The organism is Streptomyces sp. NPDC027189 (genome assembly GCF_055566975.1).
Genome location: NZ_JBVHRI010000005.1, coordinates 113,871 through 136,239, shown reverse-complemented (window position 1 = coordinate 136,239; position 22,369 = coordinate 113,871). Strand labels below are relative to the sequence as shown.

Annotated in this window: 18 protein-coding genes and 1 pseudogene; 14 read left to right on the top strand and 5 right to left on the bottom strand. The window is 70.5% G+C overall.

The window, feature by feature from the left end; genetic code table 11:
• Window positions 1-36 precede the first annotated feature (36 nt).
• Together ACZ4RZ_RS14200 and ACZ4RZ_RS14195 are read left to right on the top strand one after the other, a co-directional pair.
• On the top strand, window positions 37-1,005 hold the full coding sequence (locus ACZ4RZ_RS14200; RefSeq protein ID WP_467744510.1) for an ATP-binding cassette domain-containing protein: 969 nt from the start codon (window positions 37-39) through the stop codon (window positions 1,003-1,005).
• Window positions 1,002-1,784, top strand: a complete 783-nt coding sequence (locus ACZ4RZ_RS14195; protein WP_467744509.1) for an ABC transporter permease — start codon at window positions 1,002-1,004, stop codon at window positions 1,782-1,784. The genes ACZ4RZ_RS14200 and ACZ4RZ_RS14195 overlap by 4 nt, the downstream gene beginning before the upstream one ends.
• 42 nt (window positions 1,785-1,826) lie before the next feature.
• Here ACZ4RZ_RS14195 and ACZ4RZ_RS14190 read toward each other — a convergent pair whose 3' ends face one another.
• Window positions 1,827-2,078: a hypothetical protein gene (locus tag ACZ4RZ_RS14190; protein ID WP_467744508.1), complete on the bottom strand. Its 252-nt coding sequence runs from the start codon at window positions 2,076-2,078 to the stop codon at window positions 1,827-1,829.
• Between the two features lie 451 nt (window positions 2,079-2,529).
• Between ACZ4RZ_RS14190 and ACZ4RZ_RS14185 the strand changes: the two genes are divergently transcribed.
• Window positions 2,530-3,738 carry a CaiB/BaiF CoA transferase family protein gene (locus tag ACZ4RZ_RS14185; RefSeq protein WP_467744506.1) on the top strand — a complete coding sequence of 403 codons (1,209 nt, stop codon included), beginning with the start codon at window positions 2,530-2,532 and terminating at the stop codon, window positions 3,736-3,738.
• Between the two features lie 177 nt (window positions 3,739-3,915).
• Here ACZ4RZ_RS14185 and ACZ4RZ_RS14180 read toward each other — a convergent pair whose 3' ends face one another.
• The 3 genes from ACZ4RZ_RS14180 to ACZ4RZ_RS14170 form a co-directional block, all read right to left on the bottom strand.
• A complete protein-coding gene (locus tag ACZ4RZ_RS14180) occupies window positions 3,916-4,185 on the bottom strand; it encodes a hypothetical protein (protein ID WP_467744505.1) in 270 nt (89 codons plus the stop codon).
• A gap of 115 nt (window positions 4,186-4,300) precedes the next feature.
• Complete coding sequence (locus tag ACZ4RZ_RS14175; protein ID WP_467744503.1) at window positions 4,301-5,089, bottom strand: anti-sigma factor; 789 nt, start codon at window positions 5,087-5,089, stop codon at window positions 4,301-4,303.
• Complete coding sequence (locus ACZ4RZ_RS14170; RefSeq protein WP_189191544.1) at window positions 5,086-5,628, bottom strand: sigma-70 family RNA polymerase sigma factor; 543 nt, start codon at window positions 5,626-5,628, stop codon at window positions 5,086-5,088. Before ACZ4RZ_RS14170 ends, ACZ4RZ_RS14175 begins: the two co-directional genes overlap by 4 nt.
• 289 nt (window positions 5,629-5,917) lie before the next feature.
• Between ACZ4RZ_RS14170 and ACZ4RZ_RS14165 the strand changes: the two genes are divergently transcribed.
• The 4 genes from ACZ4RZ_RS14165 (at window position 5,918) to ACZ4RZ_RS14150 (ending at window position 12,491) form a co-directional block, all read left to right on the top strand.
• Window positions 5,918-7,456, top strand: coding sequence for a DUF4331 domain-containing protein (locus ACZ4RZ_RS14165; protein ID WP_467744501.1), 1,539 nt, complete (start codon window positions 5,918-5,920; stop codon window positions 7,454-7,456).
• A 134-nt stretch (window positions 7,457-7,590) separates the two neighbouring features.
• Window positions 7,591-9,084 carry a tetratricopeptide repeat protein gene (locus tag ACZ4RZ_RS14160; protein ID WP_467744500.1) on the top strand — a complete coding sequence of 498 codons (1,494 nt, stop codon included), beginning with the start codon at window positions 7,591-7,593 and terminating at the stop codon, window positions 9,082-9,084.
• Window positions 9,081-10,805 carry a nickel transporter gene (locus tag ACZ4RZ_RS14155; protein WP_467744499.1) on the top strand — a complete coding sequence of 575 codons (1,725 nt, stop codon included), beginning with the start codon at window positions 9,081-9,083 and terminating at the stop codon, window positions 10,803-10,805. Before ACZ4RZ_RS14160 ends, ACZ4RZ_RS14155 begins: the two co-directional genes overlap by 4 nt.
• A gap of 45 nt (window positions 10,806-10,850) precedes the next feature.
• A complete protein-coding gene (locus ACZ4RZ_RS14150; RefSeq protein ID WP_467744498.1) occupies window positions 10,851-12,491 on the top strand; it encodes a serine/threonine-protein kinase in 1,641 nt (546 codons plus the stop codon).
• An 8-nt stretch (window positions 12,492-12,499) separates the two neighbouring features.
• Here the strand turns inward: ACZ4RZ_RS14150 and ACZ4RZ_RS14145 are convergent, their stop codons facing one another.
• The gene (locus ACZ4RZ_RS14145) at window positions 12,500-13,309 is read right to left on the bottom strand and encodes an SGNH/GDSL hydrolase family protein (protein WP_467744496.1); all 810 of its coding nucleotides are present in this window, start codon (window positions 13,307-13,309) and stop codon (window positions 12,500-12,502) included.
• Window positions 13,310-13,605: 296 nt separating this feature from the next.
• On the opposite strand from ACZ4RZ_RS14145, the pseudogene ACZ4RZ_RS14140 reads away from it, so the two are divergent.
• The 7 genes and pseudogenes from ACZ4RZ_RS14140 to ACZ4RZ_RS14110 all read left to right on the top strand — a co-directional run.
• Window positions 13,606-13,842: pseudogene (locus ACZ4RZ_RS14140) on the top strand (S8 family serine peptidase); the annotation flags it as partial.
• Window positions 13,843-14,018: 176 nt separating this feature from the next.
• Window positions 14,019-14,444, top strand: a complete 426-nt coding sequence (locus tag ACZ4RZ_RS14135; RefSeq protein ID WP_467744494.1) for a hypothetical protein — start codon at window positions 14,019-14,021, stop codon at window positions 14,442-14,444.
• A gap of 1 nt (window position 14,445) precedes the next feature.
• On the top strand, window positions 14,446-15,540 hold the full coding sequence (locus ACZ4RZ_RS14130) for a GNAT family N-acetyltransferase (protein WP_467744492.1): 1,095 nt from the start codon (window positions 14,446-14,448) through the stop codon (window positions 15,538-15,540).
• 373 nt (window positions 15,541-15,913) lie between these two features.
• Window positions 15,914-16,732 (top strand): glycosyltransferase family 2 protein, encoded by an 819-nt coding sequence (locus ACZ4RZ_RS14125; protein WP_467744491.1) that lies wholly within the window; start codon window positions 15,914-15,916, stop codon window positions 16,730-16,732.
• On the top strand, window positions 16,729-17,733 hold the full coding sequence (locus tag ACZ4RZ_RS14120; RefSeq protein WP_467744490.1) for a glycosyltransferase family 2 protein: 1,005 nt from the start codon (window positions 16,729-16,731) through the stop codon (window positions 17,731-17,733). The genes ACZ4RZ_RS14125 and ACZ4RZ_RS14120 overlap by 4 nt, the downstream gene beginning before the upstream one ends.
• Entirely contained in the window at window positions 17,730-18,527 is a 798-nt protein-coding gene (locus ACZ4RZ_RS14115; protein WP_467744488.1) for a polysaccharide deacetylase family protein, read from the top strand. The genes ACZ4RZ_RS14120 and ACZ4RZ_RS14115 overlap by 4 nt, the downstream gene beginning before the upstream one ends.
• The gene (locus tag ACZ4RZ_RS14110; RefSeq protein ID WP_467744487.1) at window positions 18,520-22,359 is read left to right on the top strand and encodes a lipopolysaccharide biosynthesis protein; all 3,840 of its coding nucleotides are present in this window, start codon (window positions 18,520-18,522) and stop codon (window positions 22,357-22,359) included. Before ACZ4RZ_RS14115 ends, ACZ4RZ_RS14110 begins: the two co-directional genes overlap by 8 nt.
• The last annotated feature ends 10 nt before the right edge of the window (window positions 22,360-22,369 follow it).

Sequence of the window (22,369 nt, the reverse complement as noted above, 5' to 3'; positions counted from 1 at the left end):
TTACGTACAGCGTACGTAGTGCGTTATGGTCGCCCCATGGCTACTACGTACGCTGTACTTAGTGAGGGTCTGGAGAAACGCTTCGGGGACGTCCATGCCGTGCGCGGCCTGGATCTGGCCGTGGCGGAGGGCACGGTCTGCGGAGTGCTGGGGCCCAACGGCGCGGGCAAGACCACGGCCGTACGGCTGCTCACCACACTGCTGCGACCCGACGCGGGGTCCGCGCGTGTCGCCGGGCACGATCTCGTGCGGGAGGCCGCGGCCGTCCGCCGGAGCATCGGGGTCACCGGGCAGTACGCCTCGGTCGACGGCGACCTCACCGGACGCCAGAACCTGCGGCTCTTCTCGAAGCTGCACCGCGTGCGGGACGCGGGGGCGCGGGCGGCCGAGCTTCTCGACCGCTTCGGGCTGGCCGAGGCCGCGGACCGCCCGGCGTCCACCTACTCGGGCGGCATGCGGCGCCGCCTCGACCTGGCGGCAAGTCTGATCCGCCGCCCCGCGGTGCTCTTCCTGGACGAGCCCACCAACGGGCTCGACCCCGCGAGCCGCAATCAGATCTGGGCGGCCGTGCGCGCGCTGAAGGCCGAGGGCACGACCGTGCTGCTGACCACGCAGTACCTGGAGGAGGCCGACCAGCTGGCCGACGACATCGTCCTCGTGGACCGGGGAAGGGTCGCCCACACCGGCTCGCCCGCCGAACTCAAGGCGCTCATCGGCTCGTACGCCGAAGTCGTCGTCGCCCACGCGGACGCCATGGCCCAGGCGGCCGCCGTCCTGGACCAACTCACGGGCCGCGAACCCACGTTCGCCGAGGAGCGGCACGCGGTGGGCGCCGTCACCACCGACTTGACGCTGACACTGCCCCGTCTCGTCCGCGAACTCGACGCGGCGGGCGTGCCGTTGCTCGACGCGAGCCTGCGCCCACCGACCCTCGACGACGTCTTCCTCCGGCTCACCGACGGCCGGAACCAAGCCCCGTCCGACCACAAGGAGCTCGTGACATGAGTACGTTGGCGTACGACGGGACCGCGATGCTGGGCCGCCAGCTGCGGCGGATCCGCAACAATCCGGGCCTGGCGATCCTCACCCAGACCATGCCCATCACCATGCTGCTGTTCTTCGGGTACGTCTTCGGCAGCGCACTCGCGATCCCCGGCGAGGAGTACCGGGCCTTCCTCGTACCGGGGTTGCTGGTGGCGACCGCGGCCAACGGGATCATGACCGGCATGTTCCAGGCGGCCCAGGACTCGCACCGGGGCGTGATGGACCGCTTCCGCACCCTGCCGATGAGCCGGGCGGCCCTCCCGCTCGGGCAGGCGGTGGCGGACCTGGTCGTCACGGCCGTCGGGACGATGCCGCTGCTGCTCGTCGGACTCGCGGTCGGCTGGCGGATCGAGGGCTCGGCACTCGAAGCGGCGTGCGCCGTCGGGCTGTTGCTGCTGTTCCGGTTCGCGACCACGTGGATCGGAATCTTCCTCGGCCTCCTCTCCCGGAGCGAGGAGGCCGCCGGCCAACTGGGCAGCGCGACCTTCATGCTGCCGCTGCTGTCCAACGCGTACATCCCCACCGACAATCTGCCGGGCTGGCTGCGCGCGATCGCCGAGTGGAATCCGATCAGTGCGGTGACCACGGCGCTGCGAGACCTGTTCGGGAACGCCCCCGTGCCCGAGGGGGCCGCCTGGCCGGTGGCTCACCCCGTCGCCGGATCGCTGGCGTGGTCCTGCGCGATCATCGCCGTGTTCCTGCCGTCGGCCGTCCGCCGGTACGCGACCGGCGGACGGTGAGCGGCGTGCGCAATGCCCACATTTGGTCGCCGAACTCGGCGGTCATCGCGGTGGTGGTGCCCCAGCCGGTGGCGTTCGCGGTCGAGGGGTGCCACTCGAGGAACGCGTGAGGCCGTCGTACACGCCCTTGCCGACCGCGTACGTCTTGCCGATCAAGGTCTCCTCGGCGGTGGAGCCGAAGAACTTCACGGCGACGGGGAGTTTGTGCCTCCTGGCGGCCTGCGCGACGGCGGCGGCTGCCGCTGCGGCCGCCGTAACCAGGGCGCTGTGGCCGCGGCCCCTGGCCGGGGCCACAGCTGGGGGCTGGGGGGTCCCCAGGCGTTAGGCACTGCGGGAGGGCCGTGGAGGTACTCGCGCGGGTCGTGATGGCCGACGCCCTTGTGCCGCAAAGGGCAGGGCAGCGCGTCGTACTCGCCGCTGAAGCCGAGGACCGGGCCGCCGCTGCCGTACGTGAAGGTCGCCGTGAACGCGGCCGGAAAGCCCGCGGTGCCGAACTCGAAGTGCAATCCCGCCTTTGCGAGGAAGCCGGCCTCGGCGAGCGAGGGCTTCCACTCGCGCAGGCTGAGCTCGGCGTTCTCCCAGACCTCGGAATCGAGGCCGGTGATGGGGTCGGCGTGGGACTTGATCCACTCCAGAGCCGCCTGACGACGCCGCAGCCGATGACTCGTGTAAACGATCAGCCGGCCTGGCCACAGAAGATTGCCCCGTCAACATCCATGCATGACAAAGGTGTTACGCACAGGCCATGATCCAGCGCATGCAGCCACTTCCCCTGCCCTTGGAGGGCATCACCGTCGTCGCCGTCGAGCAGGCCGTAGCCGCGCCCTTCGCGACCCGCCAGCTCGCCGATCTCGGCGCCCGGGTCGTCAAGGTCGAGCGGATCGACGGCGGGGACTTCGCCCGCGGATACGACACCGCGGCCGCCGGACTCGCCTCGCACTTCGTGTGGTGCAACCGGGGAAAGGAGTCCGTCGCCCTCGATCTGAAGGACCCGCGGGGGCTCGACGTCGTACGCCGTCTGGCCGCGGACGCGGACGTGTTCGTGCAGAACCTCGCGCAGGGTGCGGCGGCGCGGCTCGGCCTGGACGCGGCGACGCTGTGCGCCGCGCATCCACGGCTCATCGCCGTGGACATCTCGGGGTACGGGGCCTCGGGACCGTACGCCGACAAACGCGCGTACGACATGCTCGTGCAGTGCGAGGCCGGGATGGTGTCGGTGACGGGGACGCCGGAGCAGCCGGTGAAGGCGGGGATTCCGGCGGCGGACATCGCGGCGGCCATGTACGCGTTCTCGGGGGTGCTCGCGGCGCTGGTGCGGCGCGGCACGACCGGGCGCGGGGGGCCGGTGGAGGTGTCGATGCTGGAGTCGCTCGCCGAGTGGATGGGGCATCCGCTGCACCATGCGATGCACGGGGGAACGCCCCCGGCGCGCACGGGCCTCGCGCACGCCGTCATCGCGCCGTACGACGCCTATCCGACGGCGGACGGCGGGCGGGTGCTGCTGTCGGTGCAGAACGACCGGGAGTGGCGGCGGCTCGCCCAACGGGTACTGGGCGAGCCGGAGTTTGCGGACGATCCGGCGTACGCGACGAACGCGGCACGGGTCGAGAACCGGGAGCGCACGGACGCGCTGGTGGCGAAGGCGCTGGGCGTGCTCGGTGCCGACGAGGCCGTGGCCCGGCTGGAGGGGGCGGGCATCGCCTGCGCCCGCCTGAGGGACGTACGGGACGTGGCGGAGCATCCGCAGCTGGCGGCCAGGGACCGGTGGCGGGAAGTGGGGTCACCGGTGGGGCCGCTACGGGCGCTGCTGCCGCCGATCACGCTGCCGGGTGGGGAGGAGGCGCGGATGGGGGCCGTTCCCCGGCTCGGAGAGCACACCGGGGCGGTGTTGCGGTCGCTGGGGATGACGGATGCGGACGTCACGGAGTTGGTGCGGGACGGGGTGGCCCGCTGAGCGTGGCGGCCTACCGGGCGCACCGACCTGCCGAGTGTGGTGACCCGCGCCCCGGCATGGTGACCCACCGGGCGCCGCTGCCTGCCGTGGGGATGACGGACGCGGAAGTGCAGCGCTGCGCCGGGTCGGTGGGATCGCCGGAGCGCGGGTCGTGGAACGCCGGTGTCGAACCGCTGCTCAGCGGCCGCCGAACAGCGTACGGCGCAGCCGCTTCAGCGGTGCGAACAGCGAGACCCGCCGAACTCGCGCGCCCCTGCCGCTGCTGTCGTGCGCGGTGTCACGCGCCGTGAGCTCACGCATCAGCGAGGTGGCCTCGGCCGTCTCGCGCTGCGGGACGGCAGGGCCGCCCAGCACAGCGAGATGGCGGTCGAGGCGCGAACTTGTCGCGCTGCTCCCGCAGGTGATCGCAGGGACACGTGCCCTGCTGCGCACTGTTATCTGTTCCATGTCACTCCCCACCCGTACGAGTCCACCCGGCCCGGGCAGGCTAACCCTATCGCTCCCTCGCGGCACTCGTGTATCGCGGGCACAGGATTCACCTTCCCTGTAAGGGTGTTGACGATCACTCTCCGAATCCAACAGTTTCCAGGGCGAGTTGGACAACTGGTGTGGTGGTGGGCTGTACTGAGCCCCCATGAGGTTCGACGGTCACAGCGAGTGACGTCGCATTCGTATTCAGTCCGTCGGCGACCAAGGGCGTGTCGCCCTCGACGAGCCCGAGGGATCGCGGATTCTCGTTGGGGCGCATGAGCCACAGCTGGTGCACCCGCCCTCCTGAGGGAGTACCGAGTCCGCTCACCGTCACGACGGCGCGCCGCTCCGATGCGGAGGCGACAACTCCGATTCCGCGCCCCTGTGCGTCCCGTTCACTGGTCGCGCGTGCGTCGGGCGCCGCGAGAACGTGGGCGATCTCACGTGCCTGGGCCCGCTCCTGGTCGAGCTTGTCCTGGGTCTGCGTCGCCTGCACGGCGAACAGGGAGGCGACGACGAGGGCCGCGGCGGCCGTGGTGGTGGCGAGCGGGGCGAGAAGGGGACGGAAGCGGGGGGCACGCGCGCGTGAGGGCTGCTGGGGGGCACGCGGGCGTGGTGCCTCCTGGCGCGGCGCCTCCTGCGGTGTGGTGCGTACGGCGGTCAGCACCCGGTCCCGCAGCGCGGCCGGAGCCGGTGCCGCCGTCGACCAGGCGAGCCGCACCGCGTCCTCGGTCAGCGCCCGCACCTCGGCGGAGCAGCGCACACAGCCACTGAGATGGCGTTCGAAGCGGCGGCGCTCGTCGGGTTCGAGGGCGTCGAGGGCGTAGGGGGCGGCGAGGGAGTGCAGATCGCGGCGAAGGAGGCGGTCAAGCAGGCTCATGCGGCACCTCCCAGGCATTCGCGCAGGCGCGTGAGGCCGTCGCGCATACGGGTCTTGACGGTGCCGAGGGGCAGTTTGAGCCGTTCGGCCACTTCACGGTACGTGTAGCCGTCGTAGTAGGCGAGGGTGACGGACTGGCGTTGCAGGGCGGTGAGCCGGTCCAGGCAGCGGCGCACCCACTCGCGTTCGAGCCCGGCCTCGACCTCCTCGGCGACCTGGTCGAAGGCGGGGTGATGTGCCCGCCGCCCCTCGCGCTGCTCGCGTTCGGTGGCCGCACGGGCGCTGCGGACCCGGTCGACGGCGCGGCGGTGCGCGAGGGTGAGGATCCAGGACAGGGCGCTGCCGCGTCCGGGGTCGAACCGCGCGGCGGAGCGCCAGAGTTCGAGCAGCACCTCCTGGGCCACCTCCTCCGTCTGGGCCGGGTCCCGGACCACCCGGCGCACCAGTCCGAACACCGGCCCGGACACCAGTCCGTACAGCTCCTCGAATGCCTTCTGGTCACCTCCGGCCACGAGTACCAGAAGTTCGTCCGCCTCCACCCGTCCCCCTCTCCGGCCGCACACGGCCCGTCCTTTCCCCTACGTGTTCGCAGCGAGCCTGTCTATGGATGGGGTTACGGATCAGCGAACCGAAAACGCGGGTCCGTCTCCGAACAGTTCTGAGACTGCGGCCGAACAGTTCCCGGGTCCGCCGCCGAACAAACAAACGAGCTCGTCGATGAAACAAGCCGACCAAGCCGCCGTAAGAACGTTTGGGATTCGACCAATCCACCCCGGCGACCGCTCCGAATGGCGTGCGTCAGGCAATTGGGACGTGAGGACGGACGGCATGACACCTTTCTCCAGGAGCGGCGCGGGACGCAGGAGTCTCGCGACCCTCGTATGTGGTGCGCTGGCCGCCGGGGGGCTCGCAGCCGCCGGCATGACCGCGCTGGAACCGGGGGCGGCCTCCGCCTCCAGCCACCGGGAGGCCCCGCTGATCTCGGGGCAGCCCCAGTACGACAACACGGACGTGTACGCGTTCGTGAGCCCCGACAAGCCCAACACCACGACCATCGTGGCCAACTGGATCCCCTTCGAGGAACCGGCCGGCGGACCCAACTTCTACACCTTCGCCGACGACGCCCAGTACGACATCCACATCGACAACAACGGCGACGCGCAGGGCGAGCTGGTCTACCGCTACACCTTCAAGACGCACCGCAAGAACGGCAACACCTTCCTGTACAACACGGGTCCGGTCACCAGCCTCGACGACCCCGACCTGAACATCACGCAGTCGTACGACATCGATCTGCTGCGGCTGCACAACCAGAAGCTGGTGTCGCGGACGAAGGTCGCCGACGACGTTCCGGTGGCCCCGTCGAACGTCGGCAAGGCGTCGATGCCGGACTACGGCAAGCTGCGCGACCAGGCCGTCTACAAGCTCGCGGGCGGTTCGACGACGTTCGCCGGGCAGGCGGACGACCCGTTCTTCCTGGACCTGCGCGTCTTCGACCTGCTGTACGGCGGGAACCTGACCGAGGTCGGGCGGGACACCCTCAAGGGCTACAACGTCAACTCGATAGCCCTGCAGGTCCCGAACGACATGATCCGCGAGTCGGCCGGACAGCCGATCGTCGGCATCTGGTCCACCACCCAGCGCAAGGACGCGCACGGTGACTGGACGCAGGTCTCCCGGCTCGGCATGCCGCTGGTCAACGAGGTCGTCAACCCACAGAAGGACAAGGACAAGTTCAACGCGTCCGCGCCGTGGAACGACGGTCAGTTCCTGAAGAACGTGACCAACCCGGAGCTGCCGAAGCTCATCGAGGCGATCTACAAGATCAAGGCTCCCGCGGAGCCCCGCAATGACCTGGTCGACGTGTTCCTGAAGGGCGTGAAGGGCCTCAACCAGCCGCCCAACGTGCGCCCGGCGGAGGAGCTGCGGCTCAACACCTCGATCAAGCCCACCATGCATCCCAAGCGGCTCGGTGTGCTCGACGGCGACAACGCGGGCTTCCCGAACGGACGTCGGCTCACCGACGACGTGATCGACGCCTCGCTGCAGGTCGTCGAGGGCGAGCTGGTCGGTTCCAAGAACGACTTGGGCGACGCGGTCGACAAGAACGACAAGAAGTTCGAGAACTACTTCCCGTACGTGGCCGAGCCGACCTCGGGTTCGCGCGGACCGCTCGCCAAGGGCACCACCAGCGGGACCGACGTGCGCAACCAGCTCGGTGACGCGCTGAAGCCCGCGGGCTCCTCCGGCAGCGGCACCGACACCACGCTGATCGCGGCCTCCGCGGCGGCGGGCGCGGCCGGGTTCCTGCTGATCGCCACCGGCCTCATGTGGTGGCGCCGACGGATGCACAACCGGGCCTACTGACCCGGCGGCGCAGCCGGGCCCTGCGGCCCGGCGCAACGACTGGCGCGGCCCGTACGTACTCATCCCCCACGGTGCGGGCCGCGCCGCCCCACCCCCGCAACGACCGTTTCCGCCCAGGACTTTGAGGAGAGGGCATGTCCCCGCGTACGAACGAGAGCGCGACGACGGACGCCGAGGAGGCCACGCCCGACACAGGCACTGTGAGGGCCGCGGAAGCGCCCGACACAGGCACCGCGGGGGCCAAGGAAGCGCCCGCCGACGAGCGCGTCGCCGCCGTGCGACGGCTGTCGGCGTCCCAGCGACGCTGGCGTGTGGCCCAACTCACGGCCTGCTCCGCCGCGTTGGCCGTCGCGCTCACCGCGGGGGCGGTGGTGCTCGGGGCCGTCCGGGACGGCGGAACCACCTCCACCGTGGCATCCGCGCCCACCGGCGTATCGCCACAGCTGCTCGCCAGTGGGGATCTGGACGCGAGCATCACCTCTCTGCAGGCCCATCTCAAGGCTCAGCCCAAGGACTTCGGCGGCTGGGCGACGCTCGGGCTCGCGTACGTGGAGCAGGCCCGCACCAAGGGCGATCCCTCCCGGTATCCGCAGGCCGAGCAGGCGCTGGACCGATCCCTGGAGCTGCGCCCCGACAACGAGTCCGCGCTCGCGGGGCGCGCCGCCCTCGCCGCGGCCCGGCACGACTTCACCGGCGCCCTGAAGTACGCGGACAAGGTGCTGAAGGAGAACCCGTACAGCGAGCGCGCCCTGTGCTCCCGTATCGACGCCCTGGTCGAACTCGGGCGCTACGACGAGGCGTCGAAGGCCGCCGACGTGGCCGACTCGCGCCGCCCGGGCGTGCCCGTCTTCACGCGGTACGCCTATGTGCACGAGCTGCGCGGCGATGTGAAGACCGCGCGCCGGGTCCTTCAGCAGGCGCTCAGCACGGCGACTTCCCGCGGCGACGTCTCGTACGTGGCGACCGCGCTCGGCCAACTCGCATGGAACCAGGGCGAGTACGGCACGGCGCTCACGTACTACGCGCGGGCGCTCGGCGCCGACGACACCTACCTCCCCGCGCTCGAAGGCCGCGCCCGCGCGCAGGCGGCGCGGGGGGACCGCGTGACGGCGATCCGTGGCATGGAACAGGTCGTGGACCGCTATCCGCTGCCCCAGCCCCTCGTGGAACTGGGAGAACTGTACGAGGCGCGCGGCAAGAAGGGCGACGCCCAGCGGGCCCGTGACCAGTACTCCCTGGTGAACGCCTGGGTCTCGCTGGCCCGCGCCAACGGCGTCAACGCCGACCTCGACACCGCTCTGGCCGCCGCCGACCACGGCGACCGCGAGGCCGCGCTGAAAGCGGCCCGCGCGGAGTGGGCCCGCCGCCACACCGTGCACACCGCGGACGCCCTCGCCTGGGCCCTGCACGTCAACGGCCGCGACGCGGAAGCCCTGCCGTACGCCCGCCGGGCCACGGCCACCGGATACCGCAACGCCTCCTTCCTCTACCACCGCGGCGTGATCGAGCGCGCCGGCGGCCACGCGAAGGAGGCCCGCGCCTCGCTCACGTCGGCCCTCGACCTGAACCCGGGTTTCTCACCGCTGGGCGCCCGTGCGGCCCGTGAGGCACTGGAGGCCGCGAAGTGAAGCCCCGTCGCGTCCTCGCCTCCTGCGCCGCCGTCCTCACGGCCGCCTGCGCGCTCGTGCTCGTGCCCTCCGGGACCGCGGGCGCGCACCCGCTCGGCAACTTCACCGTGAATCGGTACGACGGACTCGTCGCCGCCCCAGGGCAACTGCGGGTCGACCACGTCGAGGACCTCGCGGAAATCCCGGCCACGCAGGCCCAGCCGCAGATCAAGAAGCTCGGCATGACGGACTGGGCCCGCGAGCGGTGCGCGTCGGCGGCGCGCGGCAGCGAGGTCACCGTGGGCGGGCGCGAGGTGCCGCTCACCGTCGGCGCGAGCCACGCGCGCGTGCGGCCCGGGCAGGCGGCTCTCAACACCCTGCGTGTGGAATGCCGGTTGACGGCACGGCTGCCCAAGGGGGACACGGTTTCCCTCGGTTTCCACAGCGCCGGGGCCGACCGGGGGCTCGGCTGGCGCGAGATCACCGCGCGGGGCGACCGGATGACGCTCACCTCCTCGGACGTACCGAAGAAGTCGGTGTCCAAGGAGCTGACCGACTACCCCAAGGCGCTGCTCTCCTCGCCGGCCGACACCGCGACCGCGTCCCTGCGGATCCGCCCCGGCGGCCCCGCCCTTGTCGAGGAGCGGCGGGACGCGCCGGCCGCCTCCGTGCTGCCGCGCGGCGCCGACCGCTGGACCCAGGCGCTCGACGGGCTGGTCGCCCGCCATCATCTGACGTTCGGTTTCGCCGCGCTCGCCCTGCTCATCTCGGTGGGCCTGGGCGCGATGCACGCTCTCGCGCCGGGCCACGGCAAGACCCTGATGGCCGCGACGGCGGCGGCACGCGGTGGCAGGGCGCGCCTGAAGGACGTCCTGCCCCTGGCCGCCTCCGTGACAGTCACGCACACCCTGGGCGTCGTCGCCCTCGGGCTCCTGGTCACGGCCGGTTCGGCGGCGGCGCCTTCCGTGATCGCATGGCTGGGCATCGCGAGCGGCGTCCTGGTGACGACCGCGGGGGTGACGCTCGTACGCCGGGCCTTGCGCAACCGCGCACACGGGCAGGGCCACGGGCACGGGCACGGGCACTCCCATGGTCACGGACATACGCACGACCACGGCCACGGACGCACGCACGATCACGCCCACGATCACGAAAGCGGACACACACACGACCACGACCACGGACACGCGCCAGACCACGACCACGCACACCACGCTCACGAGCACGCGGAAGAACACGAGCGCCCCCTGGTCCTCGCACACGCCCACGCGTCACCGACGACGGACACCAACAGCGGGCCCCACGCCCACGGCCGCCCGCATACGCACACCCCCACCGCCCCCTCCCCCACCCTCGAACACACCCACGGCGGCTTCACCCACACCCACTCCACCGCCCCCACCGTCCGCGGCACGATCCTGCTCGGCTTCGCCGGAGGGCTCGTGCCCAGCCCGTCCGCCGTCGTCGTGCTCGTCGGCGCCGCGGCCCTGGGACAGGCGTGGTTCGGTCTGCTCCTCGTCCTCGCGTACGGCGTCGGGCTCGCCCTGACGCTCACGGCGGCCGGGTTCGCCGTCGTCAAGCTGGGCGGCGGGATGACCCGGGCCCTGGCCAAGCGTCCGCGGTGGGCCGAGGGACGCGTCGCAGTCCTGATGCGCAGGTGCGCACCGCTGGGATCGGCATTCGTCGTCGTAGCGCTTGGGGCTGGATTGGTGTTCAAGGGGGCGGCATCCGCACTCGGCTGAGCTACGTTTGTGGAGAAATCGCGCGGATGCGAATGGGGGACGCACGTGTCCGAAGATCCGGGCAGTGAACGTGTGATCGCGGGGCGCTACCGTCTGTTGTCGCCCTTGGGCGAGGGCGGCATGGGTACGGTGTGGCGCGCCCGCGACGAAGTGCTGCAGCGCGAGGTCGCCGTCAAGGAGGTCCGCGCCCCGGCCGGGCTTCCGGCGCACGAGGTCGAGCGGATGTACGCGCGGCTGGAACGCGAGGCCTGGGCCGCCGCCCGCGTCTCGAACCGCAATGTGGTGACGGTGTACGACGTGGCCACCGAGGACGGCCGGCCTTGGATCGTGATGGAGCTGATCCGTGGCCTCGCCCTCTCCGATCTGCTGGACGCAGAGGGCCCGCTGCCCCCGCAGCGCGCCGCGCACATCGGCGCCGAGGTGCTCGCCGCGCTGCGTGCCGCGCACGAGGCGGGGGTCCTGCACCGCGATGTGAAGCCGGGCAACGTCCTGATGGCGAACGACGGACGGATCGTCCTCACGGACTTCGGTATCGCGATGGTCGAGGGCAGTTCCGCGCTGACGATGACCGGAGAGGTCATCGGCTCGCCCGAATTCCTGGCTCCGGAGCGGGCGTTGGGCCGCACGCCGGGACCCGAATCGGACCTGTGGTCACTCGGGGTGCTCCTGTACGCGGCCGTCGAGGGCAACTCGCCCTTCCGTCAGAACACTCCGCTGAGCACACTGCGGGCCATCGTCGACGAGCCGCTTGCGACGCCCCGCCGTGCGGGCTCCCTCGGACCCGTCATCGAGGGGCTGCTCGCCAAGGACCCGGCCGAGCGGTTGGGCGCCGAACAGGCCGAGCACGAACTGCGGATCATCGCCGCGGGCGGCACACCGCCCACCCCGACCCGGGGCGTGCCGTCCCCCGGCCCGCTCAACGCGGAGACGCGCGCGGCGTTCCCCCAGCCTGCGCCCGGACCCACGCCACAGCCTGGGTTCGGGCCGGCCCCGGCGACTTTGCCCGCGACCGCCACCACCCCCGAGCCCGCTCGCAATCGCCGCGCCGCCGTCGTCCTGATCGCGGGCATGGTCGTGCTCGCACTCGCCCTCAGCGGACTGACGTATGCCCTGCTGAACCGCGACAGTGGCGGCAACGACAACAGCGGGCGCGGCAGCACCAGCAACAGCGGTGGCCCCAACAACGCTTCCAGCGGCGGAAGTTCCGATGGAGGAAAGAGCAGCGGGAGCGGCAACACCGGCGCGGCCGGCGGCGGAAGTCCCTCCACGAGCGCGCCCGGCGGCGACCATACGACCACCCCGCCCGCCCAATCCGTGCAGGTGACGGTCACGGGCCGGCACACCGACTACTCCGGTGCCTGTCCGCCGCCCGCCGACCAGGCACCCGCCTTCACCGCGACATTCACGGTCGGCCGCGTGCCGGTGGACGTCGAGTACCGCTGGGTGACGAAGACGGGCGATGTCACCGACCCGGCCTGGAAGACGCTCTCGTTCCCCGCCGGCGGCGGCAGGACTCAGCAGAAGACGGTCGTGGCGACGACGTACGACACGAGCGGGACCTTCCAGAACGAGATCAGCGTGGAGGTCCGCAGTCCCGTCCACGTGACGTCCAACTCTGTGCCGTTCTCGATCACTTGCGCGACGGAGACCCCGACGGACGAGGCCTCCGCTTCCACGTCACCCTAGGTGGGTGATCAGGCCACGCCGTTGAAGACCGGCAGATACCCGCCGGACTGGCCGGCCGCGGTCGGGTGGTACGACTCGCCGATGTTCAGCCAGTTGAGACTGTGCAGCCAGGCGTTGCTGGAGCAGATCTCATGGCCGGTGAAGGTGCCCCTGACGTCGCCGAACGTGAAGCCGTGGTCGGCGGCGCGCTTGGCGATCGCGCTGTCCAGGTAGTCGGCCGCGCCGTTGATCGCGGACCGTTTGGTCTCCGAGAGGCCTGCCACGCAGGAGCCGCTCAGCTTGTAGAAGCGGGGGTAGCCGATGACGACCACATGGGCCGCCGGGGCTTTCGCGCTGATCGCCGAGTAGACGGTGTCGAGTTGGCCGGGGAGCGTCGAGTCGACGTACGCCTTCGCCGTGGCGATCCGCGCGAGGCAGGAACTGTCGGACTGGAGCACACATGTCGTCATGACGTCGGAGAAGCCCGCGTCGTTGCCGCCGATGGTGATCGAGACGAGGCCGGTGGAGGAGTTGAGCGGGCCCAGCTGGTTCGCCATGACATCACCGGTACGAGCACCCGAGCAGGCGGTGAAGTCGAAGGTCGAGGGTGAATTGGCGGCAGCCCAGAGGTAGGGGTACGCCTTCGTGCTGCGCTTGCAGTCGCCGCTGGAGCTGAGGTAACTGCCCGCGCCGACACCGGAGGAGTAGGAGTCGCCCAGGGCCACATAGCCGGTGGTCGCGGCGGTTTGGGACGCCTGCGCCGTCGCTGCCCCGGTGAGGGCGAAGCCGACGGCGAGGAGGAGTGAGGTCACGTATGCCGTAATTCGGGAACGTCTCATGGAACCTCCCTTTAGCAGGATCTCTGCCACAACTGTCGTAGCAGCTACGCGTGTTGACAGGAAGTGTCCATGCCAAGACTTTTCGGCTCCTACCGGCCCCCACCCAGTGCGTTCACCATGTGTGCGGCGCCGAACAGCGACGGCATACGTCATCGACACCGGCGTCCGCATCACGCACACCCGGATCAGCGGCCACGCCTCGTACGGCTACGACGCCGTGGACGGCGACACCACCGCCTCGGACGCCCGCGGTGGTGCCGGAGCCGCTGTTGTCGAGCACCCGCACGGCCACGATCGCCCCCGGCTCCTCGATCCTGGCGGGCTACAACACCAGCGACACCGCCACCGCGACGCTCTCGGGTACCTCGATGGCCACCCCGCACGTAGCGGGCGCGGCCGCCGTCTACCTCGCGGGCCACACCCCCGCCACCCCGGCGCAGGTCGCCACGGCCCTGGTGAACGGCGCCACCTCCGGCGTGGTCACCAGCGCGGGCACCGGCTCGCCGAACAAGCTCCTGAAGATCGTGTCGTAGTGCGCCAGCTCGCTTGATCTGAACGGCAGTTCCCCGGAGGCAGCCGGCGCCTCCGGGGAACACATGTTTAAAGACGGCCGAGAACCCGCAAGGGCGTCTTCCGCATCTTGACTACCCCCCGCCCGCTGCGCGACATTGAAGCCCGGCATCCGGCGCTTCAGGGGGCAAAGTCGCCAATGCAGACCATACGTATCAAGACACCTTCATCAGGTGACGCGGAGCGGTCGGGACAGGATCCGGGGAGGGACCTGTTGCCGCTGCTCGCGGGTGCCGCGACCGTGGTCGGGGTGGTCGGTGCGGTCCTTGCGCTCGCCGACGTGGACTCACCGCTGCGCGGACCATTCACGTTGTTCTTCCTGCTCGCGGCGCCGTCGGTCGCCATCGCGGCCGCGCTGCGCGGGCTGGAACCGTTCGGCCGCATCCTGGCATCGGTCGCGGGCGCGGTCGCCGTGAACATGCTGGTGGCCCAGGGCATGCTGGCCGTGCACCGCTGGTCGGTCCGCGGCGGGATCGCGGCCGTGACCGCGATCAGCTCCGTCATTCTCCTGCTGGTGCTGGTACGGCGCATGCGCGGTCGTACGGCGGGAACACGGGCCTCCTGACGTGGACATCACCGTGTACCGCCCCGGCGAGCTGAGCGCAGCCGACCGGGCGGCCTGGACCGGCTTCCAGTCGAAGGCCCACCTGAGCGGCTCTCCCGGGCTGGCGAACCCGTTCCTGTCCCCCGAGTTCACACTCGCGGTGGGCCGCTGCAGACGCGGCGTACGGATCGCGGTCGTGCGCGAGGACGGCGAGCCCGCTGCGTTCTTCCCCTTCCGAAGGACGACCACCGGCATCGGACGGGCCGTCGGCCTCGGCGTCTCCGACTGCCAAGGCCTCGTGCACCGACCCGGTTTCACCTGGGAAGCCCACGACCTGCTGCGGGCCTGCGGGCTCGCCGTCTGGGAGTTCGACCATCTGGTGGAAGGCCAGGAGCCGTTCGAGGTTGGAGCCTCCGGCACCTTCCCGTCCCCGGTCGTGGATCTCGACCAGGGCTACGACACGTATCTGCGCCGACTGCGCGCCCGGTCGCCGAAGTTCACCCGGACCACGCTCGCCAAGGAGCGCAGGCTCGGCCGGGACGCCGGCGGAGTGAGCTACGTGCACGACGAGCGCGACCCGGCGGTGCTGCGCACGCTGATCGACTGGAAGTCCGCGCAGTACCGCAGGACCGGGCGCAGCGACCGCTTCGCGCACGCCTGGATCAGCCACCTGGTCCAGCAGCTCTACCACACCCGCTTCGAACCCTTCGCGGGGATCCTGTCGGTGCTGTACGCGGGCGGCAGGCCGGTCGCCGCGCACTTCGGGCTGCGCACCGAAAGGGTCATGGCGTGCTGGTTTCCGGCGTACGACCCGGAGTTCGCGAAATACTCCCCCGGCTTGATCCTGCATTTACGCATGGCCGAGGCGGCCGCCGCCGACGGAATTGCGTATGTGGATCTTGGGCGGGGCCAGAAGGATTACAAGGACTCCCTCAAGACACGGGATCTCTCCGTGTCCGAGGGGTGGGTGACACGACGTCATCCCGTCGCATTCGGGCACCGGGCGCACCGCGCGCCGGCCCGGGCACTGCGCAATGCGGTGCTGTCCCGGCCGGAGCTGTTCGAACCGGCTGACAAGATCCTCAAACGGATGGGGAAAATCCGTTCGAGGCGTTAGGTAACGGCCATACCAACAAAAACGTGAGGCCTCGTTCCAGGTCTTGCCATAGGGACGCAATCGTCAATACCGTCATACATCTCACCCGCATCGGTCCATCTTGCTCATGCGATCTAGGGGAGGGCTCAAGATCGCGAAGAGGGCCCGGCGCGGGGCGCGGTAGGGGGGTGCCGTGCTCGGTGACCACATCTGTGCCGAGTCGTGCCGCGCGACCGGCCTCCGCTTTTCCGAAAGCCGGCCAGCTTTGCCAGCTCACCCGGCAGGCACGGAGATCTATTTCGTCATGCCGTAAGTGAGAACCCCCCTTTCGAACCGGACAAAGAGCCGGACTGCCCAGGGGCGGGCGGTCCACCGGACGAGAGGGACCAGACTCATGAGCTCAGTCCTGCGCCCAGCCATTTCGGGCCAAGATCCGTTAATGGCCAACAAGTACCGGCCCATCTCCTCTCACCTGGCCATAGCGCCACCGGTGAGTGTCGTGATTCCGGCCATGAATGAGGCCGAGAATCTCCCGTACGTCTTCAAGACCCTTCCCAGCTGGATTCACGAAGTGGTTCTTGTGGACGGCAATTCCACCGACAACACCGTCGAAGTGGCCCGCGAGCTGTGGCCGGACGTCAAGGTCGTCGAACAGCGCGGAAAGGGCAAGGGCGACGCCCTGATCACCGGATTCGAGGCGTGCACCGGCGACATCATCGTGATGGTCGACGCGGACGGCTCGGCCGACGGCAACGAGATCGTGTCGTACGTCTCCGCGCTGGTGTCCGGGGCCGACTTCGCCAAGGGCTCCCGCTTCGCCAACGGCGGCGGCACGTCCGACATGACGCCGATCCGCAAGCTCGGCAACCATGCGCTGTGCGCGATCGTCAACACCAAGTTCGGCGCCCGCTACACCGATCTCTGCTACGGATACAACGCGTTCTGGCGGCACTGCCTCGACAAGATCGACCTCGACTGCACCGGCTTCGAGGTCGAGACCCTGATGAACATCCGGGTGGTCAAGGCGGGCCTCAAGGTGCAGGAGATACCCAGCCACGAGTACCTCCGCATCCACGGCACGAGCAATCTGCGCGCCGTGCGGGACGGGTTCCGGGTGCTCAAGGTGATCCTCAAGGAGCGCTCCAACCGGCGCGCGCTGCGCCGCAGGCCGCATGCCGCGCAGATCAACTCGGGCCAGGGAGAGGTGTCTTGAGCAAGCCGGACATCTCCGTGGTGGTCTGTGTCTACACCGAGGACCGCTGGGAGGACATCCTCGCGGCGGTCTCCTCGGTGCGGGCGCAGTCCCTGCCCGCCCTGGAGACGCTCCTGGTCGTGGACCACAACGCCACGCTCCTGGAGCGGCTGACCAGGGAGTACAAGGAGACCGACGGGGTGCGGGTGCTCGCCAACGCGGGCCCCCGCGGACTGTCCGCGGGCCGCAACACCGGGATCGCCGCCTCCCGCGGCGAGATCATCGCGTTCCTCGACGACGACGCCGTGGCCGAGCGGGACTGGCTGCGGCACTTCGCGGCCGGGTACGCGGACCCGCGGGTCATGGCCGTCGGTGGCCGTACGATGCCGATCTGGGCGTCGGGCCGCCGCCCGGCCTGGTTCCCCGAGGAGTTCGACTGGGTGGTGGGCTGCACGTACAAGGGGCTGCCGCCGGGCCGCGTACAGGTCCGCAACGTCCTCGGCGGAAACGCTTCATTCCGTCGAACGGCGTTCGACGCGGCGGGCGGCTTCGCCACCGGCATCGGCCGCGACGGCGACAAGCGCCCGCTGGGCTGCGAGGAGACGGAGCTGTGCATCCGCCTCACCCGGGCCCGGCCGGACGCGATCCTGCTGATCGACGACCGGGCGGTCATCCATCACCGGGTGCCCGAGGCGCGCGAGCACTTCGGGTACTTTCGCACGCGCGCGTACGCCGAGGGCCTGTCCAAGGCGCTCGTCGCCCGAAGTGTCGGCTCCGACAAGGGACTTGAGTCGGAGCGCCGCTATGCGACCCGCGTCCTGCCCGCCGGGGTCGCGCGCGGGCTGCGAGACGCGGCGCTCGCCCGTCCGGGCGGCGCGGGCCGCGCCGGTGCCATCGTGGCCGGGGTTCTGACGGCGGCCGGTGGGTACGTACTCGGGAGCGTCCGGGCGCGCAGGGGTGGCGCCACCTTCTCGGTGGCGGAGATCGAGGGGGTCCCGGACGACGAGGGGGCTTCAGCATGAGCGAACCTGTGCCGATTCTCATGTACCACTCGATCGCGACCGCGCCCAATGACGCGACCCGCGCGCTCTCCGTCGCGCCCGAGGCCTTCGCCGAGCAGATGGCGCTGCTCGACGACCGGGGCTTCACCCCGGTCAACACAGCTCAACTGGCGGCCAGTTGGCGATCCGGGAGCCCGCTGCCGGCGCGCCCCGTCCTGATCACCTTCGACGACGGCTACGAGGGCGTGCACCGGCACGGCCTGCCCGTGCTCGCCAAGCACGGCTTCGCCTCCACGCTGTTCGTCTCGACGGGGTGGCTCAAGGGTGCGTACGACACCGGAGGCGGCCTCGACACCATGCTGGACTGGGACCAGGTGCGCAAACTCGCCGAGGAGCGGGTGGAGATCGGCGGGCACAGCCACACGCACCCGCAGATGGACCAGCTCCCCGACGACGCGCTCTGGTTCGAGCTGCTGCGCTGCAAGGAGATCATCGCCGACGAACTCGGCGCCCGCCCCGTGTCGTTCGCGTACCCGTACGGCTACTCCAGCCGCCGGGTGCGCCGTACGGTGCGCGAGGCGGGGTTCGCCCAGTCGCTCGCCGTCGGCAACGGCCTGGCGCGGCGCCGGCAGGGCCCTTTCGCCCTGCAGCGCGTCACCGTGCGCCGCAGCACCGGTATCGAGGAGTTCGCGCGACTGGTCGAAGGCCGTGCGATCGCCCGCAACTTCGCCCGGGACCGCGCCCTCACCAAGGGGTACGCCATGGTCCGAAGAGCACGACAGGTCCGCCGGAAGGCCATCCGTTCCCGTGTCTGACACGACGACCACAACCGAGGCTTCCACACCCACGACCGAGGCACCCGAGCAGCAGTCGGGGCGCCGCCTCCGTCTGCCCGGCAGGAGCCGCAAGGGTGCCGGAGGGGGCAACCAGCTGTTCCGCAACGCCTACGCCCTGATGCTCAACACCGGGATCTCCGCGGTGCTCGGGCTCGGCTACTGGCTGGTCGCCGCCCGCTACTACTCCGAATCGGCGGTCGGCCAGGGCTCCGCCGCGATCGCCGCGATGAAGCTCCTCGCGGGCCTCACCGCAGTGACGCTGACGGGCGCCCTGGCCCGCTTCATCCCCGTCGCCGGGCGCGCCACCGGACGGCTCATCCTCCGTACCTACGCGGGCAGTTCGGTGGTCGTGGCGCTGGCCGCCGTGGTCTTCCTGCTCACCCTCAACCTGTGGGGACCCTCGTACCGCTTTCTGCACGGGTCCCTCAACGGCCTCGGCTTCATCCTCGCGGTCGTCACCTGGTCGCTGCTGACGCTCCAGGACGGTGTGCTGACCGGGCTCCGCCGCGCGCTGTGGGTGCCGGTGGGCAACACCGTGTTCTCCGCGGCGAAGCTGCTGCTGCTCGTCGGCCTCGCCGCCGCGATCCCCACCACGGGCGTCTTCGTCTCCTGGGTCGCGGCGATCACCCTGTCGGTGGTGCCGCTCGGACTGCTGGTCTTCCGGCGCCTGGTGCCCCGGCACATCAAGGCGACCGAGGAGCGCGCGAAACCGCCCTCCTTCAGGGAGATCGGCCGTTTTCTGGCCGGCGACTACACCGGATCCCTCTTCTCGCTCGCCGTGGTCTACCTGGTCCCGGTGATCGTCGCCTCGCAGGTCAGCTCCGCCGACAACGCGTACTTCTACATCACCACCACGATCGGCGGCACGGTCAACCTGCTCGCCATCAACATGGGCGCCTCACTGACCGTCGAGGGCTCGCACGACCCGGCGCGCCTGGCCGCCAACACCCGGGCCGCGCTCAAGCGGATGGCCCGGATCATGCTGCCGGTGTGCGGGCTGCTGTTCCTCGGCGCGCCGTTCATCCTGCACGTCTTCGGCGACGGCTACGCGCACGCGGCGACCCCGCTGCTGCGCTGGTTCGCCGTCGGCGCGGTGCTGCGGGTGGTCATGGAGACCTACTTCGCGGTGCTCCGCGCCCAGAGCCGCACCTCCGGACTCGCCTATCTGCAGGGCCTGTTGTGCGTGCTGGTGCTGAGTCTCACGGTGATCCTGCTGCCGCGCATGGGCCTGACCGGCGCGGGCGTCGCCGAGATCTCCAGCCTCGCGGTGATCGTGGCGATCGCCGCGCCCAAGCTGTACAAGATCGTGCGGACCGCGCCGCCCGCGGAGATCCCCGAGGATGCGGCGCCGGACGGGGACCTCGCCGACCTGGGGGCGCGCGAGGTCCCCGCGACGAAGAGCGGTCCTTCCTGGGCGAAGAAGCTGGACGCCGACACCCTCGCGCTCGGCATCCACGTCGACTTCGACCACCAGGAGCGCAGGCCGGACGTACGACCGGGACCGGGCACGCCGCCCACCGGGACACCCTCGGTACGGCCGGACCACCGCCCGACATGGGCGCTGCGGCCGCAGGTGGGACTGCCGGTCGAGGCGCGGGAGCCGGGTTCGGAGGCGTCGCTGGGACCCTCCGAGGCACCGGAGATCGACGCCCCCTTCGAAACGAGCGGCCAGGAGAGCGCCCCTCCGGGGGCGCGGGGCGTGACATCAAGCGGCTCCGCCGCGGGGGCGCGAGCAGCCACCGACGACCCGCAGTCGGCAGACGACCAGGCACCCCCCTCCCTCCGCGAACGCCTGCGGCACCCGACCAAACCCGGCGTGGTGCTGGGCTGCCTACTGTTCTCGGCCCTTCTCCTCTACTGGGTCCCCGCACTGGGCCTCAACGACGGCTCCCTCGCCCGGATGGGCGGCCTGGGCCTGATCTCCGTCCTACCGCTGCCGACCCTGGTCGGCGCGGCCCTACTGATCACGGTCTTCGCCTCGCTGCTCTGGATGAACCGCGAGCACAAGGGACTCCTGCTCATCACCCTGCTCGCCACCGTGGTCTCGCTGCACGCGCTCCCCGCGGTGATCGAGACCGAGCCGCGGTTCGCCACGGCCTGGCAGCACCTCGGATTCCTCGACTACATCGACCGGACGGGCTCGGCCGTACCCGACCTGGACGCCCGCTGGAGCTGGCCCGGCTTCTTCGCCGCGGCCGCGTTCATCGCGAAGGCCTGCGGGGTCAGCGACCTCACCGAGGTCATCCGCTGGTGGCCGCTGACCATCCAACTCCTCTACCTGGCACCGATGTTCTTGCTCGTGCGCTCGATGCGGGCGAGCTGGCGCGCCAAGTGGACCGGCATCTGGATCTTCGTGCTCAGCGGCTGGGTCGGACAGGACTACTTCTCGCCGCAGGGCTTCACGTATCTGCTCTATCTGGTCTTCGTGGCGGTCCTGCTCGTGTGGTTCCGGGCGCCGCGCGTGCTGTGGGCGAAGGCGCGCCCCGGCGAGGTGGAGGTCGAGCCGACGAACCGCCGTCAGCGGGCCGTCCTCCTCATGATCCTCATCGGGCTGTTCGCGGCGACCGTCCCGGCGCACCAGCTCACGCCGTTCGTGATGCTGGGCGTTCTCGCGGTCCTCGTCCTCATCGGCCGCTCCGAACTGCGCGGCCTGCCGATCCTGTTCGCCGTGCTGGTCTCGGTCTGGATCTCCTTCATGGCCGAGCCGTACTGGTCGGGGCACTTCAACGACCTGTTCGGCGGAGTCGGCGGCGTCGGCGGCAATGTGTCGTCGTCCGTCTCCGGCCGTATCCAGGGCGGCAGTTCGACCCACAAGCTCGTGCTCTACACGCGCGTGCTGCTGGCCGGCGGCGTGATGGCCTTCGCCTGCTGGGGCTGGTGGCGCCGACGCGACCACAAGTACCGCGAGCGCTCGCTGCTCGTCCTCACCTTCGTACCGTTCCTGGGCTTCGGCATGCAGTCCTACGGCGGCGAAATGGCCCTGCGCGTCTTCATGTTCGCGCTCCCGGGTGCGGCCCTGCTCGCCGGTCTCGCCCTCTTCCCGCGTACCGGCGTCACCGCGAAGGAGCGGGAGAAGGACCGGGTGAGCCTCGCCCCGCTCGCGGCCCTCATGGCGGGCCTGCTCCTCATGGGCGGCTTCCTGGTGGCCCGTTGGGGCAACGAGCCGTTCGAGCGGATCAGGCCGGGCGAGGTCGCGGCCATGAACTACGTGTACGAGCACGACGACCCGACCGTACGGCTGCTGTGGCTGAGCAACGACACGCTCAACAACGTGACGCCGGCGATGCCGTGGGGCACACGGGACATGGAGAAGGTCAACTACGTGCCCACGCTGGCGCCCGCCGACCCGGTCCTGGTGTCCGGGCTCGTCAAGGCGCTCAAGGACGCGGGCCCGAACTCGTATCTGATGATCAACCGCAGTCAGGTGGTCTACCTCGAGATGGACGTGGGCTATTCGGCGAGTTGGGAGTCGAGGCTGATCACCAACCTCGACGACCGGCAGGAGCTGAAGAAGGTGCTTGTCAACGACGACGTGACGATGTACGCGCTGCGCAAGCAGCCCGCGGGCAAGGTCCCGAAGGCCGATCCGGGGGCGATCGGGCCCCAGGTGACCTGGACGCCGTGGTCGGTCGTCGGCGGTCTGGCCGCGATCGCGCTCATCGTGCTGCTGACGGCACGGGAGGTCGTACGGGTCGCGGTGCGGCCCGGCGTGCGGCAGCTGCGCTGGCTGCAGAGCAGCTTCTGGTTCTCGCTGCCGCTGCTGGCGGTGTTGCTGGCTTCGATGGTGCAGCGGTTCCTGACGATGAAGTAGTGCATGCGTA

Coding starts and splice junctions, on each gene's coding strand:
- ACZ4RZ_RS14200 (WP_467744510.1), top strand. CDS start 37: ATGGCTACTACGTACGCTGTACTTAGTGAGGGTCTGGAGAAACGCTTC.
- ACZ4RZ_RS14195 (WP_467744509.1), top strand. CDS start 1,002: ATGAGTACGTTGGCGTACGACGGGACCGCGATGCTGGGCCGCCAGCTG.
- ACZ4RZ_RS14185 (WP_467744506.1), top strand. CDS start 2,530: ATGATCCAGCGCATGCAGCCACTTCCCCTGCCCTTGGAGGGCATCACC.
- ACZ4RZ_RS14180 (WP_467744505.1), bottom strand. CDS start 4,185: ATGGAACAGATAACAGTGCGCAGCAGGGCACGTGTCCCTGCGATCACC.
- ACZ4RZ_RS14175 (WP_467744503.1), bottom strand. CDS start 5,089: ATGAGCCTGCTTGACCGCCTCCTTCGCCGCGATCTGCACTCCCTCGCC.
- ACZ4RZ_RS14165 (WP_467744501.1), top strand. CDS start 5,918: ATGACACCTTTCTCCAGGAGCGGCGCGGGACGCAGGAGTCTCGCGACC.
- ACZ4RZ_RS14160 (WP_467744500.1), top strand. CDS start 7,591: ATGTCCCCGCGTACGAACGAGAGCGCGACGACGGACGCCGAGGAGGCC.
- ACZ4RZ_RS14145 (WP_467744496.1), bottom strand. CDS start 13,309: ATGAGACGTTCCCGAATTACGGCATACGTGACCTCACTCCTCCTCGCC.
- ACZ4RZ_RS14135 (WP_467744494.1), top strand. CDS start 14,019: ATGCAGACCATACGTATCAAGACACCTTCATCAGGTGACGCGGAGCGG.
- ACZ4RZ_RS14125 (WP_467744491.1), top strand. CDS start 15,914: ATGAGCTCAGTCCTGCGCCCAGCCATTTCGGGCCAAGATCCGTTAATG.
- ACZ4RZ_RS14115 (WP_467744488.1), top strand. CDS start 17,730: ATGAGCGAACCTGTGCCGATTCTCATGTACCACTCGATCGCGACCGCG.